The 14,636-nt window shown below is 48.8% G+C and carries 12 protein-coding genes; all 12 read right to left on the bottom strand.

What is annotated here, in order from left to right; genetic code table 11:
* Positions 1 to 8 precede the first annotated feature (8 nt).
* Positions 9 to 491: a TRAP transporter small permease gene (locus AB0L18_RS03875; RefSeq protein ID WP_367391266.1), complete on the bottom strand. Its 483-nt coding sequence runs from the start codon at positions 489 to 491 to the stop codon at positions 9 to 11.
* Positions 492 to 503: 12 nt separating this feature from the next.
* On the bottom strand, positions 504 to 1,478 hold the full coding sequence (locus tag AB0L18_RS03880; protein ID WP_367391267.1) for a TRAP transporter substrate-binding protein: 975 nt from the start codon (positions 1,476 to 1,478) through the stop codon (positions 504 to 506).
* A gap of 8 nt (positions 1,479 to 1,486) precedes the next feature.
* On the bottom strand, positions 1,487 to 2,665 hold the full coding sequence (gene uxuA / locus AB0L18_RS03885) for a mannonate dehydratase (protein ID WP_367391268.1): 1,179 nt from the start codon (positions 2,663 to 2,665) through the stop codon (positions 1,487 to 1,489).
* Between the two features lie 78 nt (positions 2,666 to 2,743).
* Positions 2,744 to 3,079, bottom strand: coding sequence for a hypothetical protein (locus AB0L18_RS03890; protein WP_367391269.1), 336 nt, complete (start codon positions 3,077 to 3,079; stop codon positions 2,744 to 2,746).
* Between the two features lie 128 nt (positions 3,080 to 3,207).
* Positions 3,208 to 3,864 (bottom strand): hypothetical protein, encoded by a 657-nt coding sequence (locus tag AB0L18_RS03895; protein ID WP_367391270.1) that lies wholly within the window; start codon positions 3,862 to 3,864, stop codon positions 3,208 to 3,210.
* 92 nt (positions 3,865 to 3,956) lie between these two features.
* Complete coding sequence (locus AB0L18_RS03900) at positions 3,957 to 4,754, bottom strand: SDR family oxidoreductase (protein ID WP_367391271.1); 798 nt, start codon at positions 4,752 to 4,754, stop codon at positions 3,957 to 3,959.
* 9 nt (positions 4,755 to 4,763) lie between these two features.
* The gene (locus AB0L18_RS03905) at positions 4,764 to 7,265 is read right to left on the bottom strand and encodes a T9SS type A sorting domain-containing protein (protein WP_367391272.1); all 2,502 of its coding nucleotides are present in this window, start codon (positions 7,263 to 7,265) and stop codon (positions 4,764 to 4,766) included.
* A 282-nt stretch (positions 7,266 to 7,547) separates the two neighbouring features.
* Positions 7,548 to 8,738, bottom strand: coding sequence for an alginate lyase family protein (locus AB0L18_RS03910; protein ID WP_367391273.1), 1,191 nt, complete (start codon positions 8,736 to 8,738; stop codon positions 7,548 to 7,550).
* Positions 8,728 to 9,888, bottom strand: coding sequence for an alginate lyase family protein (locus AB0L18_RS03915; protein WP_367391274.1), 1,161 nt, complete (start codon positions 9,886 to 9,888; stop codon positions 8,728 to 8,730). The genes AB0L18_RS03910 and AB0L18_RS03915 overlap by 11 nt, the downstream gene beginning before the upstream one ends.
* Positions 9,888 to 10,859, bottom strand: coding sequence for a DUF4861 family protein (locus tag AB0L18_RS03920; RefSeq protein WP_367391275.1), 972 nt, complete (start codon positions 10,857 to 10,859; stop codon positions 9,888 to 9,890). Before AB0L18_RS03920 ends, AB0L18_RS03915 begins: the two co-directional genes overlap by 1 nt.
* A complete protein-coding gene (locus AB0L18_RS03925; protein ID WP_367391276.1) occupies positions 10,846 to 13,323 on the bottom strand; it encodes a glycoside hydrolase family 2 TIM barrel-domain containing protein in 2,478 nt (825 codons plus the stop codon). Before AB0L18_RS03925 ends, AB0L18_RS03920 begins: the two co-directional genes overlap by 14 nt.
* Complete coding sequence (locus AB0L18_RS03930) at positions 13,313 to 14,530, bottom strand: glycoside hydrolase family 88 protein (protein ID WP_367391277.1); 1,218 nt, start codon at positions 14,528 to 14,530, stop codon at positions 13,313 to 13,315. The genes AB0L18_RS03925 and AB0L18_RS03930 overlap by 11 nt, the downstream gene beginning before the upstream one ends.
* Positions 14,531 to 14,636: the final 106 nt, after the last annotated feature.

Genomic DNA, 14,636 nt, shown 5'->3' on the forward strand with positions numbered 1-14,636 from the left:
TTTTTTGATCAGAGGAGGCTCTTCTGTTCGCGGTAGTGGGCAATATTGCAAACGGAAAAAAACATGATCAGCAAGCCGCTGACAGGCACAATGGCGTAAATGTATCCCAGAGGAATATGCATTGCTGCCGAAGTTTGGCCCAAACTTAGCGTCGTATACACCAGGTTGCCTCCGCCTACGACCATCACCACCAGGGCGAAGATCATCATCAGCATTTCAATGACCTGCAAGCGTTGCTGCTGACGTTCTGGCGAAAGCTTATTGAGCAAAAAATCCATCGCCAGGTGCTCCCGCCGTCCGTTGAGGTAAGCCGCTCCTAATACCGCCAGCCAGATAAGCGCAAAGCGCGCAAACTCTTCCGTAAAGGAAAAGGACTGATTGAGCACGTAGCGCCCAAATACCTGCCAGAGTACATCGACAACCAGCAAAGCAAAAATGCTTACCAGCAGCTTTTCAATTAGCCCATTCAGGTGCTTGTATATTTTTATCATCACGCTCGTTTTTTACTGTGCCTGAATTTCTTCTACCAATTTTTTCATGCGCGGGTCTTTGCTGAACGCCTCTAATACCGCTTGTGTCTTATTCGCAAATAAGCTTTTATCCGGGCGAATGATTTCCACCTTTTCTGCTTCCAACTTGGCCATGCATTCGGCTACATTTTCTTCCCAAAACTGCTTCTGGGCGGCAGCAGAAACCTTGGCAGCAGCGCGTAGCCATGCTTGTTCTTGAGCATTGAGCGTATCCCAATATTTGGTGCCGATCACCAGCACATCCGGGATAGAACTGTGTTCATCGAGGGTATAGAATTTGCACACCTCGTAGTGGCCAGAGGTCACAAAAGAAGGAGGGTTGTTTTCGGCACCATCTACCACGCCTTGTTGCAGGGCAGTGTACAGTTCGCTGTAAGCCATTGGCGTAGCCGATCCCCCCATTTCATTGACCATATCCACGGACATTTGGTGACTCATGACCCGTATTTTCATGCCCTGCAAATCTTCGGGCGTGCGGATAGGCCTATTTTTGGTATAAAAACTGCGGCTACCAGCATCATAAAAACACAGGCCCTTCAGTAGATATTCACTCCCTGCTTCGAGGATATTTTCACCTGTGGGGCCTTCCAATACCGAGAAAAAATGATCCTTATCACGAAAGAGGTAAGGCACGCCCATCACCTGGTACTCTGGTGCGAAATTGGCCATGGCTGCTGCACTCACCTTGGTCATGGCGATGCTGCCAATCTGGAGCAGTTCCAGCACTTCCCGCTCGGTACCCAGCTGCCCGTCGGGGAAAATTTTCACGGTCAGAGTGCCCCCCGATTGCTCTTTTACATTGGCGGCAAAAACTTCCATGCCCTGGTGTACAGGGTGAGTAACGGGCAAAGTATGCGCCAGGTAAACCACCTTGGCACTGCCCAATTTTTCACAAGAACCCGCCGTGAGCAGGAGACTAAAAGCCAGCAAGTAAAAGTAATATTTCATGAGACTATTCAATTTTCCGCTGATCTTAAAATGCCCATCTCCAAACCGCGCAATTCCGCCAGCCCCCGGAGGCGACCGATTGCCGAGTAGCCGGGGTTCGTTTGCTTACGCAGATCATCCAACATCTGATGGCCATGATCCGGGCGCATCGGGATATTTACCCCTTGCTGGTGCGCTGCCCGGAGCAAGTTTTTCATGACGGCGTACATATCCACATCACCTTCCAGGTGGTTGGCCTCGAAGAAGTTGCCCTCGGCATCGCGCTTGGTGGCCCGCAAGTGGATAAAGTGGATACGGTCGCTAAACTGATCCACCATCTGTGGTAAATCGTTATCGGGGCGTACCCCGAAGGAACCCGTACAGAAGCACAGGCCGTTGCAGGGGGACGCAACAGCCTGCATAAGCTCTTGTACATCTTGTGCTGTACTCACCACCCTGGGCAAGCCCAACAGCGGGAAAGGCGGATCATCGGGATGAATCGCTAATTTTACACCAACTTCCTCCGCTACAGGAGCGATTTCTTGCAGAAAATGAATGAGGTTCTTACGTAAACGATCTGCGTCTATACCATCGTAAGTCGCTAAAATAGCGCGGAACCTTTCGAGGTCAAGTACGCCTTCCGTCGTGCCTCCGGGTAAGCCGGCGATGATGTTTTTTATCAATTTTTGGCGCGCAGCTTCGTCCATTCTAGCGAAGGCATCTGCTGCCTTTTGTTGTTCTTCGGCACTGTAATCCTCCTCGGCACCAGCGCGCTTTAAAAGGAATAAATCGAAGGCGGCAAAAGCGGCCTTTTCAAAATAAAGCCCCGTCGAGCCGTCGGGCATGGGGTGATACAACTCGGTGCGCGACCAGTCGAGCACGGGCATGAAATTGTAGGTAACGATACGGACGCCACAAGCCGCCAGGTTGCGGATGCTTTGTTGGTAGTTGGCGATGTGCTGCTCGTAATCGCCCGTCGCTCGCTTGATGTCTTCGTGTACGGGAATGCTTTCCACCACCGACCAGTGCAGGCCATTGTCCGCAATTTCTTGCTGCCTTTTCTGAATCTCGGCTACCGGCCAAACCTCCCCACTGGGAATGTGGTGTAAGGCCGTGACGATACCCGTAGCCCCTGCTTGCCGGATGTCCGCCAAGCTGACCGGATCTTGAGGGCCGTACCAACGCCAGGTTTGTTCTAAATGCTTCATTAATCTAGTATTTTCGGTTGCCCTATGCACAGTGCTACGTTAGGAGCATGGACGCATAGTGCTTCTTGTGTGCAGTTTTTACTTTTCTATTAATTCATATTCCTTCAAAGCATCTTTCCAAATTTCTTCTTCATTCATTTTGATTATTTTTTTCAAAAAAATCTCTATCGCCTCTTGGTCTAATAGTTCTTTACCTATCATGGTTACAAATTCTTTTGAGCCTTCTTTATCTAACTTATGTGAAGTTCCGAGTTCACAACATCCATAGCCATCAAAAGAGATTCTTTTTAAATATATTCTCTTGTCTTTTGATAAATTAAAATCCATAAAAACAGAACCATCAAGACATCCTAGATGATAATCCGCCTTTCGACTTTTTGGCATTGAAGTTTTGAAAAACGAAAATTTACTCATTGCTTAATTTTGAATCATTAATTCTATCTATTTTCACGAATCCTATCACAAGAGTGAACATATATAGTATGTGACAAATTTTTTCCTCCAATTTCTTTTACTATGGACTCATTATTTTAGCTACATTTTCAGCGAATTGCTCTAATGAATTGAAAAATATTAAGTAAAACCAATAGCACAATGAAGAAAATTATCAATCGAATGCTTTTTCTTTTTCCAACATAGTGTAAATAGAGTTTTTCTTTATTCTCTCCAATTGCGTTTAGTTTTATTTTATCCGAGAACATTCTATTTAATTTACCCAAATCCTTCTCATACCAATTTCTCGACTCATTACCTTTGTGAGTTGTTCTTGAGCATATAGATGTATGTAAAACTTCTATTCCATTCTCTATTGAAGTACTGTCCTTTGAATACATTTCTATTTCAGATGTCCTAATACCGTAGACTAGAATATTCTGTGGATAAATATCAAAAGAGAGGCTACAACCTGAACCAGTATTTTCTATAATAAACTCTGATTGATCATTACCCTTCCATTTTTTCTTAACATCGAAATAGTATCTCCATCCCCAAAAAACTTCTTCGCTACCATACCGATCTTTAATTCTCCCTAATTCATATCTCTCTACTCTTGAAATATCACCTATAAATATCTCATCACTATATCTTATTTCTTCCTCAAATGTTGGCCTGGTACAGATGCAAGCATACAAATCAGTAGCATAGAATATTGATGAAATCAATAACCCAAATGGTACAAAATATCTTTTATCAACTCTCATTATATTCTATTATACAAACAAATTAATCATCATTTGGTACATCTCATAGTAACAATACTTGACTAGCGATCATACCTCATTGCACACAACGCTTACACCCCACTAAAAGCACTGAATCCTCCATCAACTGGCACAACAATTCCGGTAACGAAAGCCGAACGATCATCGCACAACCAAAGCAAGGTACTGATCAAGTCATCGGGTTCACCAAAACGCCGCATGGGCGTCTGGCTGATGATGGTATTGCCACGATCCGTGAGAGTGTTGTCTTCTTTTAGCAGTAAACTGCGATTTTGATCGGCGATAAAGAAGCCGGGCGCAATAGCGTTAACGCGAATGCCACCACCGTACTTCACTGCCAACTCTACCGCCAGCCAGCGCGTAAAATTGTCGACTGCCGCTTTGGAAGCCGAATAACCTACCACCCTGGTAAGCGGCAACTGCGCCGCCATGGAAGAAATGTTGACGATACACCCCTGCCCGCGCTCAGCCATCAGCTTGGCAAAAACAACGGAAGGAAGTACCGTACCCGCCAAATTGAGATCATTGACCTTGCGGAACTCCTCAATCGGCATATCGAAGATCGACTGCTCGGGCATGATGGTTGCTCCTGCGCGATTGCCTCCGGCTCCGTTTACCAAAATATCGACCTGCCCAGCTTTAGCGATAACTTCCGCTGCGGCCTTATTCACGGAATCTTCATCCAATACATCACAGGTAATCGCCTGAATGCTTAAACCCAATTCCTTAAACTCGGCAACCCTCGCAGCAGACTTCTCCGCATTCCGTCCCAAAATAAAAACGGTGGCTCCGGCTTCCGCCAAACCTTTCGCGAAAGCACTGCCTAAGGTGCCATTTCCGCCCGTGATGACGGCTACTTTATTTTTCATGTCTTGCTGTTATTCTAAAACAAACTTGATCTCCGAAGAGGCATTTTCTGATGTAAACACCTTTAAGATATACACTCCTTTCGGCCAAGTTGAAACATCGACCAAGGTGCCATTTCGTAAAAGTAAATCATCTTTCATCACTTGACCATTCAAGTTGAAAATAGTGCCCGTAGCCGTCTCTACTTCTGAAAGTATGATCTGCAATTGTTCCCGTACCGGATTGGGGAACACCTGCACTTGCAAGTCTCTAGTAGGCGATTCTACCGCAGTGACTCCCGTATAATTGATGGTATAGGTCTTTACCGTCCAGCCATCCTGGGCAGTTACCGTCACCGTAGCTTGGGTATTGGGAACAGTGGCAGGACTCATTTCCATGGTTGTCGCCAAGGCCGAGGTAGTAGTATAATTGAGGATCGGCACTTCCGTGCTTGTTAGATCTACCGTGTAGTCCAGCTGATAAGGTGCAAAGTCAGTTACTTGTTCGCCGTTCACCATTAAGGTCGCCAAAGTCGCATCGCTGCTCAGAAACAAATCCTCCGGTAAGGGTGTCCCCTCTCCGGGAGCGTAAACACCTGTCTTGTCTACCGCCAGCCAATCCACATAAGCACCATAATCTTCGCCTCCAGACTTGCCCCATTCGAAGAAGCTGCTGGTGCTTTCTTCGTTACTTAATGCACTAACGAGCGGAACCGGATTTTCATCCACGTAGATAGTAGTCAGGTTACCGTTGACAATCATGCGCATCAGGTGGAGCTCATCGTTCCAGTTGAAAGGCACCTCCTCTTCGGCTACAGGCGATGACTTTTCCAGTTTTATCGTCGTCTGGTTGATCCTAACTTTTTGGCGCCAGCCGCCGATGCGGATATCAAAGTAGCAGATGCCGTTTACATCCGGGCTTACGGCTTTGAAGCGAGCCACTATGGTATAAGCCGTATCCGTACTCTCCAGGGCATAACGCCAGCGAAAGTTTTCACTCGTATTACTACGAAAGCCAAAATAGCGATTATCCGCCCCGTTGGGATCGTCAATTATTTCGTCGACGGGTGGCTCCGCAGGCGCGGCATTGAGGGCAAAGAAGTTGGTTTCGATTTCTGGCCGCGCATCGGCACGGTACACCTCCCAGGGAAGATCATCATTGAGTTCGCCAGTGGTAAATGACCAGCGTGGGCCCTCGGTGGCACCGTTCTCGTTACGAGCTATTAATTTCCAAAAATAGGTTGTATTGGCTCCTAAATCAGGCAGATAAGTCGTCGTATTCTGGGTACTGACCAAAGGAGGATTTTCGCTGGTACCGAAATAAACTTCAAAATCATCGGTATTTCCACCGCTCATCCAGCTTAGATTGGCTACGTTGCTCACATTGGTAGCGCCGTCAGCAGGGCTAGGGTTACTCGCAGCATCGGGCAAGGCGGTAGCCGAATCAGTAGTAATTGTCGCATCATTGCTGGGATCAGAAATATTGCCCGCCTCGTCGCGTGCCTGGATGGCGAAAGTGTAAGTCGTTGAGGGCAAAAGGTCATTGACTGTGGTAGCTAATCCCGTCACCGTTTGAACCACTATTCCGTCCTGCAACACATCGTAAGCCGTCACCCCATATTCATCCGTAGCTGCCGACCAATTGAGGTCTACACTCGAAATCGTCACATTGGAAGCTACCAAGTTTGCCGGAGCCGTAGGCGCAACCATATCGGGAACCAACACAGCCTCTTCCGGGCACTGGTCCTCCCCTTCTTCCGACACGCAAAAGTCGGCAAAGCGTATTTCTTCATCTTGCAGGCTGCTGCCTTTCAGGCGATACATCCCCCATTTGGGGCGACTGTATTCTGCGCCATCCCGCCACAAGTCAATGTTGTTATTTTCGTAAGAAAGCAGGGTGAGACCCGTATTCATGTCTTTAATTGTCAAGTAGATAGCACCGTCTTCGCGGTGAACCTGACGCAGGTAGCCTTCCACCCATTTTCCGCGAAAGCGGTCGAGATCGGCTTCGGCCAGCACGCCCAAATCATCTCCGGTGTCACCGCCACTGTGCCGGGCTTCCAGCTTCGCCGCACGGAGCGTAAGGGTTATCACCGGAAAACCGCTATCTGCTCCACCGAAGATTTTGTTTTGAAAAATATGGCAGAAAGAAGAAGCCCCCACAAAGTCTTCATCAACCCGGAATTTCCAACGGTAATAAGAGGTATCTCCCAAGCTATGCTGTAATGCTTCACTCGTGTTAGGGCCACCTTTTACCTCCATCCGTACCCGATCAAAGACCTGGCAGCGGTCGTTGTCTTCCACAATGTGGCTATGGAAAACGAAGACGTTGCGTTCCAATTCTGTATCAAAAACCTGCGTAATGTGAGGGCCAAAAGTGGTATGTTCACAATCCGGATTTTCAATATCAAAACCTGCTGCGAAGAAGGCCGGATAGCCACTTCCTGATGAGGCGGTAGCCGAACAATTCACTTGCGCACGGAGCAACAGGCTAAAGACGCAAAGTAAAGTAAGGAGGAGGTATTGTTTTATCATCACGTTTGTTTTTAAGCGTAGTGTTCCCTTTTTTAAACAATTAGCCGCGCGCGGAGTAACATAGTTTCTTTTATAGCCAAGTCTTCAAGTGTTCTGCGAGCTGGTCAGGAGACCAGCGGTCCCGACCAAGAAGGTCGGGATAGTTCGGAAACTAAGATGAGCCTAGTACTTTTTTTTGTGGGTTTTAGTGCTCCTGCCTGCAAGGCCAGCTTGCTGGCAGGCAGGTTGGAGTTTTAGTGGCTATTAATGTTTCCTTCCGCAGTTCTTTTGGTTATCAAGCATTTATTGTGTTACCACCCAAAGCGTCGGTTCCCGGATAGGATAATTGCGATTGACCTCTTCCGACGTTCGCGTAGGGTCCAGCTGTTGCCAGATCGACAGCATTTGGGGATCATCGTAAGCGATGGCGGTTAATAACAAACCTGTTGTTTGGATGGGCAATTCATCAAAATGCTGCACATCGGGAGGTTTGATCCACGTTGATTTGTCTTTTACGTAAGGAAGCATAAAATCCCAGGCTTTCCGGATACTGCCGTTTGGTCCTTCATACATCCACAAATTTTCCGTAGGCGTAGAAGCCAATTCACAGAGTACCGCGTAGCCCTCCAGGTTGAACAGGGAGTAATTATAAGGCTTGGTTCTTTCCATTTCTTCTGGGAAACTACCGTCTGGTGCCATTTGCGCCGCTAGGAGTTTTTTGAACTGTTGCTGGGCTACCTCGCGCAAGTCTTCCTGCCCCGTCAGTCGAGCGAAAGCGGCCAATTGGGCGGCCCACCAGGTGCTGTGATTGTTGCCGTGGTCTTTCTCGTCGAGGCCATAGGGATGGGTGTTCATCCAGGTGGCGTAGGCGGCAAACCATTCTTTGAGGCCCGCCAATGACTCTCCTTTCAGATAGCCGCGCCGGGCGAGAATTTCAATGGCTTTAGTGACCTCAATGAGGTGGATGGTATCAATAATACCGATGCCGCGCCCGCTGACCTTGCCTTTGATCGCCTGCGCGTACAGCAGGTTGGGGTTCATCAAGGTGGCTGGATCAAGGAAGAACGCTTTCAGGTGGCGAAGCGCATGAGCGGCGTATTTTTCGTCGCCCGTAATTTCGTAGGCCGCCACCAGGGCCGCTACCCAGCAGTTGAGGTTGCGCATGGCTTGCCGGTGAGCCGTGAAATTTTCCGGATTGGTCTTTCCATCACGGCGAATATAAGGGCCTTCCGGGTCTTCGGGGTTGGGCCACCAGTAATCGCCTTCGGAATAAAAATCGTGTATCCCGCCAGCACTGCGCACGCAGGTAGCACTGGTGATGGGCACGGGCTCCTGAGTAAGGTAGCTGTCCGCTGTAGCGATAATTTGTGCTTTGTTGAACTCGATTTCCAGGGCAGGTACCTGTATCGTACCATCATTCTCGGATACAGCCGGTTGATTACAGGTTGTCAAAGACAATACACTGAGCCATACGATGAGATAACTATTTTTCATTGACCATGCTATTTTTCCACAACACCAGGTTGGCGTGATAATCGTCTTTTCCCGGAGGCAGCTGCTGCCAAAAGTCCAGGTATTTTTTGTCCTTAGAGCACCAGGTTGCAAAAACCAGGTAGTCCCTTCGTTGCACAGAAAGCTCCGCTTCCAGAGCAGTAAAATAAGGCCAGGTTGCTGGTGCTTCCAGGTAAGGGAGGACAAAAGCTACCGCTTTTTCCAGGCTGCCATTTTTGCTTTGGTAGGTCCAGAGATTTTCTTCCGGCGTAGAAGCCAGCAGACAGAAAGTCGTCCAGCCCTCCAGGTTATAATTGGTATAACCAAACGGCTTGGTCCGGGCCAACTCATCCGGGAAGCTTCCATCGGCAGCTAGCTGAATATTGAGCTGTTTTTTAAATTGTTCCCTACTGATCGCGAGCAAGTCTTCCCGTTGGGTGACCAGCCCAAAAGCGGCTACTTGTGCCCCCCACCAAGTGCTGTGGTTGTTGTTGTTATCACGCTCATCCACCCCGTAAGGGTGAGTCGTAAGCCAATCCCCATAGTCGCTGAACCATTGCTGAATTGTAGTGTACTGCGCTCCTTCCAACAACCCGGCCGCCGCCAGAAGCCGGATACTCAAGGCTACATCAATCAGTTTAATGGTATCAATGATACCGATGCCCCTCCCGGTATTGATACCGTGGATAGCTTGCCCGTACAGCAGGTTGGGGTTCATCAGTGTAGCAGGGTCGATAAACCAGGCCTGTAAATGCCGAATAACTTGCTGGGCGTATTTTACTTCGCCAGTGATCTCATAAGCGGCCGTCAGGGTGGTGACCCTATCCACCATTTTTCGGAAAGCCTTCTTGTGAGCATCAAAGTTGTCGGGATTACGCTGACCATCTTTGCGAATGTATGGCCCATCCGGGTTTTCGGGATCAGGCCACCAGTAGGACCCTTCCGAAAAATAGTCATGCGGCCCACCTGCACTTCGCTCGGCGGGGAAAGCAGTGATGGTGACGGGATGTTCGAGCAGGTACGCATCAGCCTGAGCAACAATGCCTTTTTCGTTGTAGGCAAAGGCTACCTTTTCCTTATTCGTTGCGCAGCTCGACAAGCACCAAAAGACCACAATAAACAGTACACCAAAGACCTTGTATTCTCTATGCATTACTTTTTACTTTTTCCAGATTGTTCCACCAACTGGCGAAAATCCTGGGCATATTTCACCCCGTTATTGTCGCGCTCCCAGGCAGCTAGAAAGCGATAACGGACTTCTTTTGGTGCTTTTTCAAAAATAAAAACATGGCTCAGTTCATCGTCAATGGAAACGGGCTGATAAGTCTTTTCGGCCAAAACAGCCATACCCATATTTTCGTGATGAAACGACTGTTCTCCCCAGTTCATCAGGTAAGCATATTCATCCGTACTCCCTATGGTCAACTCAGGTAGATGCTTAACAAAACCAGTAGCAAAAGACATTCCTTCAGGCAAAGTCCCGCTTTTCAGATAAAGGTGTATTTCTGACCAAGACTCTCCGGCACCCAGGCTCCAGTCTTGAACGAGATCGAGGGCTTTCTCCCCTATTTTTAATCCCTTGAAAGTGGTTCGGATGAGCGAACGTTCCTCCCCGTTCTCGATCACCTCGATGGTTTTCTCGGCGCATTCGGAGAGCGTGTACAAGGAGTCCTGGTACCAAATGGCCGGACTGCCCAGGCCGAGGGAATTCCCCACCTTGAGCACATCCGAGCCCCAATTCATGATATCGTGGTATTGCCAACTTACGGTGTCCATCACAAGATCAGTGACGGTTTTACCGTAAATATCGAAGCGATGGCGGCTGTCGGCATAGTAGCGGTAGGCGATGAGATCGTTCTCCAATACGGGTCCTTCAAACATGATCCACTTGCTCTGGGTCGCCAGATTAGCAGGAACAACAATCCGGGATTGGGCTACATAATCGCCAGTTACCTTGTCTTTATCAGTAGGATCGAAGGGGAAGTCCTGGGTCAGGAGCAAGGCCTGTGTTTTTTTGGTAGCGGCAACAGGTTCCGTTGCTTGGTTTCCTTCCTCCGACGCTGGCGCAGCACAGGAAAACTGGACGGTGATCAATAACCAGAGAAGTAGTCTATTCTGTTTCATTGTTCTTCATTTTGGTGGAACTTTCTTTCGCAAAATCGATGACCAGATAGCTCCCTTTGAAATCCTGGTTTCTTGCCTCAATAATGGCTTTGCCCGACGGCTCCGGTGTGAGCTCAATGGCTGCCCGCCCGTTGGCCATTTGGATCACTTGGCTGCGAGTGGGTGTGCCATAATGGCGAAGTAAAGTCCCGGCACCATCGCAGGTGAAGTAAATTTCTTCCTCGTAATCAAGCACTCGCAGCCCATTTTTATCTTGTACTTCAGCTTCTACCAAAAAATTCCCGTTGGCGAGCATTTTAGCACTCAAGTGGATATTGTCGGCCGTTGCTGCTTGTTGGAAATCATAGGTAATCTTCAAGGTGTCTGCATAGGTGCTTCCATCGGTGGCTTCACCGACGGCAATGAGGGTATTTTCGCCCGCTGTGAAATCCACCTCCCAGTTGAGCCCCCCAGCAGGAAGTTCGCCGAGTACGCGGTTTTTACGCCCTAATTTTTTACCATTGTGGATCAATTCTACGACTGCACAATTGCTGTAAACCGAGATATTCCGCGCTTTGCCTTCGGGGCCACGACGGTAAGTCCAGGTATGCGATTCGATGTAAACAAAGGGTGTTTTCGACCAATAACTTTTGTAGACGTAGTAAGCATCCTTGGGCTGGCCATCACGATCTACCAAGCCTTTTTGGTTGAGGTAAGGAATGGCATTTTTAGGTCGCAATGGTGTCCCGAAATCTTTGAAAGCCCACTGGGCATTCCCGGCAAAATTGGGCTGGGTTTCGGTTACACTGAGGTAATAATCGAAGAGGTCTACGATGTAGTTTTCCGTCCAGTCGCCCTTTTTGGCCACGTTTTCGATATTGACCTGGTTGGCGACCTCGGCCCAATCATCATCACTCAGTGCGCCTTCACCCGTAATGGGGTTCTCTGTGTGACGCCCCACATGGCTGGAACCGCCGTACTCCATATGGAGAAACTGGGCGTATTCTTCTTGATTTTGGGTCAGGGTATTTTTGTAGTTGGTATATACCCCAGCGTACCATCCCGACCAAATAGAGGGCGAGAAAACATCAACCAAATCAGCACCTGCGTAGTATTTGCGCAAGGCCGTCAATCGGTAAGGATCGGCCTCGTGAGCGAGCTTATTGAGTTTGGTGACGTAAGCATTGAGTCGCTGTTCATCATCACCGTTTTCGAAATCGGGTAACCAATAAATTTCATTCCCCAGAGCCCAAAAGCAAATGCTGGGGTGGTTGTAATGCTGGTGAATTTGCTCCAGCAGCAAGCGTTCGGTATTGGCTTGCCATTCCTCTTCGCCCATGCCGCCGCGGCACCAGGGGAGTTCGTCCCAGACAATCAACCCAAGTTCATTACAAGCCCTGTAGACTTCGGGGTCTTGGGGATAATGCCCGAGACGGATGAAGTTAGCGCCCATCTCTTTGATCTGAGCGATGTCTTTGCGGTGTTGCTCATTGGGCATTGCGGCCCCGTAGCCCGCGTGTTCTTCGTGGCGGTGCGTACCGCGTAAGAGAAGGCGTTCTCCATTCAAATAAAAAGCACCATGCTGTTCAAAGTGGTACCAACGATAGCCGATGGTCGCTGTTTTTTCATCGCAGACCTGGCCATTTTTCAGCAGTTGTACCTTCACTTGGTAAAGATGAGGATGATCGGGTGACCACAACTCAGGCGTTTTTATCGTTGGCATGACCAATGCTTGCTGTTGGTTGACAGCTGCGGCCGCAAAGTTTTTTTCAGCGACCACCGTTTGGTTTTCGCCACTGATAATGCTGGACTTCACCTCGTAGTCCTTTGTCAGTTCGATACCGGGAGGTAAGGTGATTGCCAGTGTGGTAGTTGCTTGCTCCCGACTCACTTCCGGTGTGCTAATGTAAACATCTTGCAACCTTACCTTGGGCACTATTTCCAACCAAAGATCTCGCGTAATTCCCCCATAGATGAAAAAATCAGCTTTCTGCGTGGGGATGATATTGGGATTATAACTATTGTCTACCCTTATGCTGATGGTGTTCTTCTGCCCCCGGCGCACCTGAGGCGTGATATTGATGCGGAACCCGACGTAACCTCCTACATGGGTACCTGCCAACTCTCCGTTGACGTAAACCTGGGTACTGATATTGGATCCTTCAAAATAAAGCAGGTATTCCGCCTGCTCGTAATTGCTCAAGAATATTTCTTTTTGGTACCAACTGGCATCGCGTCGATAGCCGGGTTCCAGGTCGAGCGCATCCCACTGGTTCCAGGTGTGTGGTAAGTTGATCGTCTGCCAATCGGTCTTGCTTTTTAGCTGTGCAATATCCTGGGTATTGTCTGCCAGATAATGCCAGTCCTCATTGATGTTTTCCGTGATTCGCTCCTGCAGAGGTTGCAGAAAGGCACCAATATTACTGCTGGACAGGATATAGAAAAGGCCAACCAAGCCCAGAAAGAGGAGTAGCTTATTTTTCATTGTTCAATTGTTCTTTCGCCTGACCCTGGCTCCGGCGCAGTGCTTCCAGGTAATAGTATTCAGCGTAAATAATGGGAGCGTCCATCTCAAATTCTCCGGGGATACTGCCTACACTGTGTTGCAAAAAGAAAGGGGCCGTGTAGCACTGGTATTCCTCTTTTTCCAAACTGGCCAGGATGTGGTTGGCCCAATCGAGGTAGCGCGCTGCATTTTCCTGATCATAGGTACTCAGCTCAAAAAGTCCGGAAGCAGCTACCGCAGCCGCGGAAACATCTCTGGGCTCATCAGGAATGTTCGGCGCATCAAAATCCCAATAAGGAATCAGGTCATCCGGCAAGCGAGGATGGGTAAAGATGAAGTTGGCGATCTTTTGTGCTTGCGCCAAAAATTCGGGTTGCTTGGTATAACGGTAAGCTACGGTATAGCCGTAAAGCCCCCAGGCTTGGCCACGGCTCCAGGCCGATTCGTGGCGGTAGCCCTGGTGGGTATTTTTCTTCAGCACTTCCCCCGTAAGGGGATCATAAGAGACGACATGATAAGAGCTATTATCGTCTCGGAAATGGTTTTTGAGCGTCGTTTCAGCATGCTGGGTAGCAATGTTATAAAAACTGGAATCCCCCGTCAGGCGGGTCGCTTCGTAGAGCATCTCCAGGTTCATCATGTTGTCAATAATAACCGGAAAAGGCCATAAGTCTTCGTGGTGATCCCAGGAACGGAGTGCTCCAACGGTAGGATTATAGCGTGTACATAGCGTTTGGGCCGCCGTAAGGAAGATCTGCTTAAAACGCTCCTCGCCCGTGATGCGCCAGGCTTGGCCAAAGCTACAGTAGAGCTTAAAGCCCAAATCATGGGTAGTGCTGTCTAACTTTTCTTTTTCTACAAACGCTTGCCAGTTCAGGGCAGCTTCTTTGAGTTCATCCTGCCTCCCCACATCATACAATTGCCAGAGCACCCCCGGAAAGAACCCACTGGTCCAGCTCTTGGAAGCGGTACCTTGCATTTTACCATGCTCCACAGTGCGTGGAATCTGGAGGGAATCCAGAGGCAGTTGAGGTAGGTAATCCTCCACCATCCGCTGTGCTAATGCTGATAGCCGTTCATGGGCAGGCATGGGTTCCGTATTCGACACGGCTGGCGGAGTCGCCGGAGACTGGCAAGCACCTAAAACCAACATGACGATAAGGGAAAGAAGTAGCGATTTTTTCATAACTATTCAAGAGAAGTTAAAGCCAAGATCAAAAAAAGGTGCTCGTTCCTCGCGGGGGTGCTGCGCTGCGCTTGCGGGGGGTGTTCGCTGTCGCTCACGGTGGTGC

The sequence above is a fragment of the Lewinella sp. LCG006 genome (assembly GCF_040784935.1).
Classification (GTDB): domain Bacteria; phylum Bacteroidota; class Bacteroidia; order Chitinophagales; family Saprospiraceae; genus Lewinella.

What these genes read in the sequence shown, in the direction of transcription:
- AB0L18_RS03925 (WP_367391276.1), bottom strand. Translation starts at nt 13,323, where the DNA reads ATGAAAAATAAGCTACTCCTCTTTCTGGGCTTGGTTGGCCTTTTCTAT.
- uxuA (WP_367391268.1), bottom strand. Translation starts at nt 2,665, where the DNA reads ATGAAGCATTTAGAACAAACCTGGCGTTGGTACGGCCCTCAAGATCCG.
- AB0L18_RS03875 (WP_367391266.1), bottom strand. Translation starts at nt 491, where the DNA reads ATGATAAAAATATACAAGCACCTGAATGGGCTAATTGAAAAGCTGCTG.
- AB0L18_RS03920 (WP_367391275.1), bottom strand. Translation starts at nt 10,859, where the DNA reads ATGAAACAGAATAGACTACTTCTCTGGTTATTGATCACCGTCCAGTTT.
- AB0L18_RS03895 (WP_367391270.1), bottom strand. Translation starts at nt 3,864, where the DNA reads ATGAGAGTTGATAAAAGATATTTTGTACCATTTGGGTTATTGATTTCA.
- AB0L18_RS03910 (WP_367391273.1), bottom strand. Translation starts at nt 8,738, where the DNA reads ATGAAAAATAGTTATCTCATCGTATGGCTCAGTGTATTGTCTTTGACA.
- AB0L18_RS03905 (WP_367391272.1), bottom strand. Translation starts at nt 7,265, where the DNA reads ATGATAAAACAATACCTCCTCCTTACTTTACTTTGCGTCTTTAGCCTG.
- AB0L18_RS03890 (WP_367391269.1), bottom strand. Translation starts at nt 3,079, where the DNA reads ATGAGTAAATTTTCGTTTTTCAAAACTTCAATGCCAAAAAGTCGAAAG.
- AB0L18_RS03930 (WP_367391277.1), bottom strand. Translation starts at nt 14,530, where the DNA reads ATGAAAAAATCGCTACTTCTTTCCCTTATCGTCATGTTGGTTTTAGGT.
- AB0L18_RS03915 (WP_367391274.1), bottom strand. Translation starts at nt 9,888, where the DNA reads ATGCATAGAGAATACAAGGTCTTTGGTGTACTGTTTATTGTGGTCTTT.
- AB0L18_RS03900 (WP_367391271.1), bottom strand. Translation starts at nt 4,754, where the DNA reads ATGAAAAATAAAGTAGCCGTCATCACGGGCGGAAATGGCACCTTAGGC.
- AB0L18_RS03880 (WP_367391267.1), bottom strand. Translation starts at nt 1,478, where the DNA reads ATGAAATATTACTTTTACTTGCTGGCTTTTAGTCTCCTGCTCACGGCG.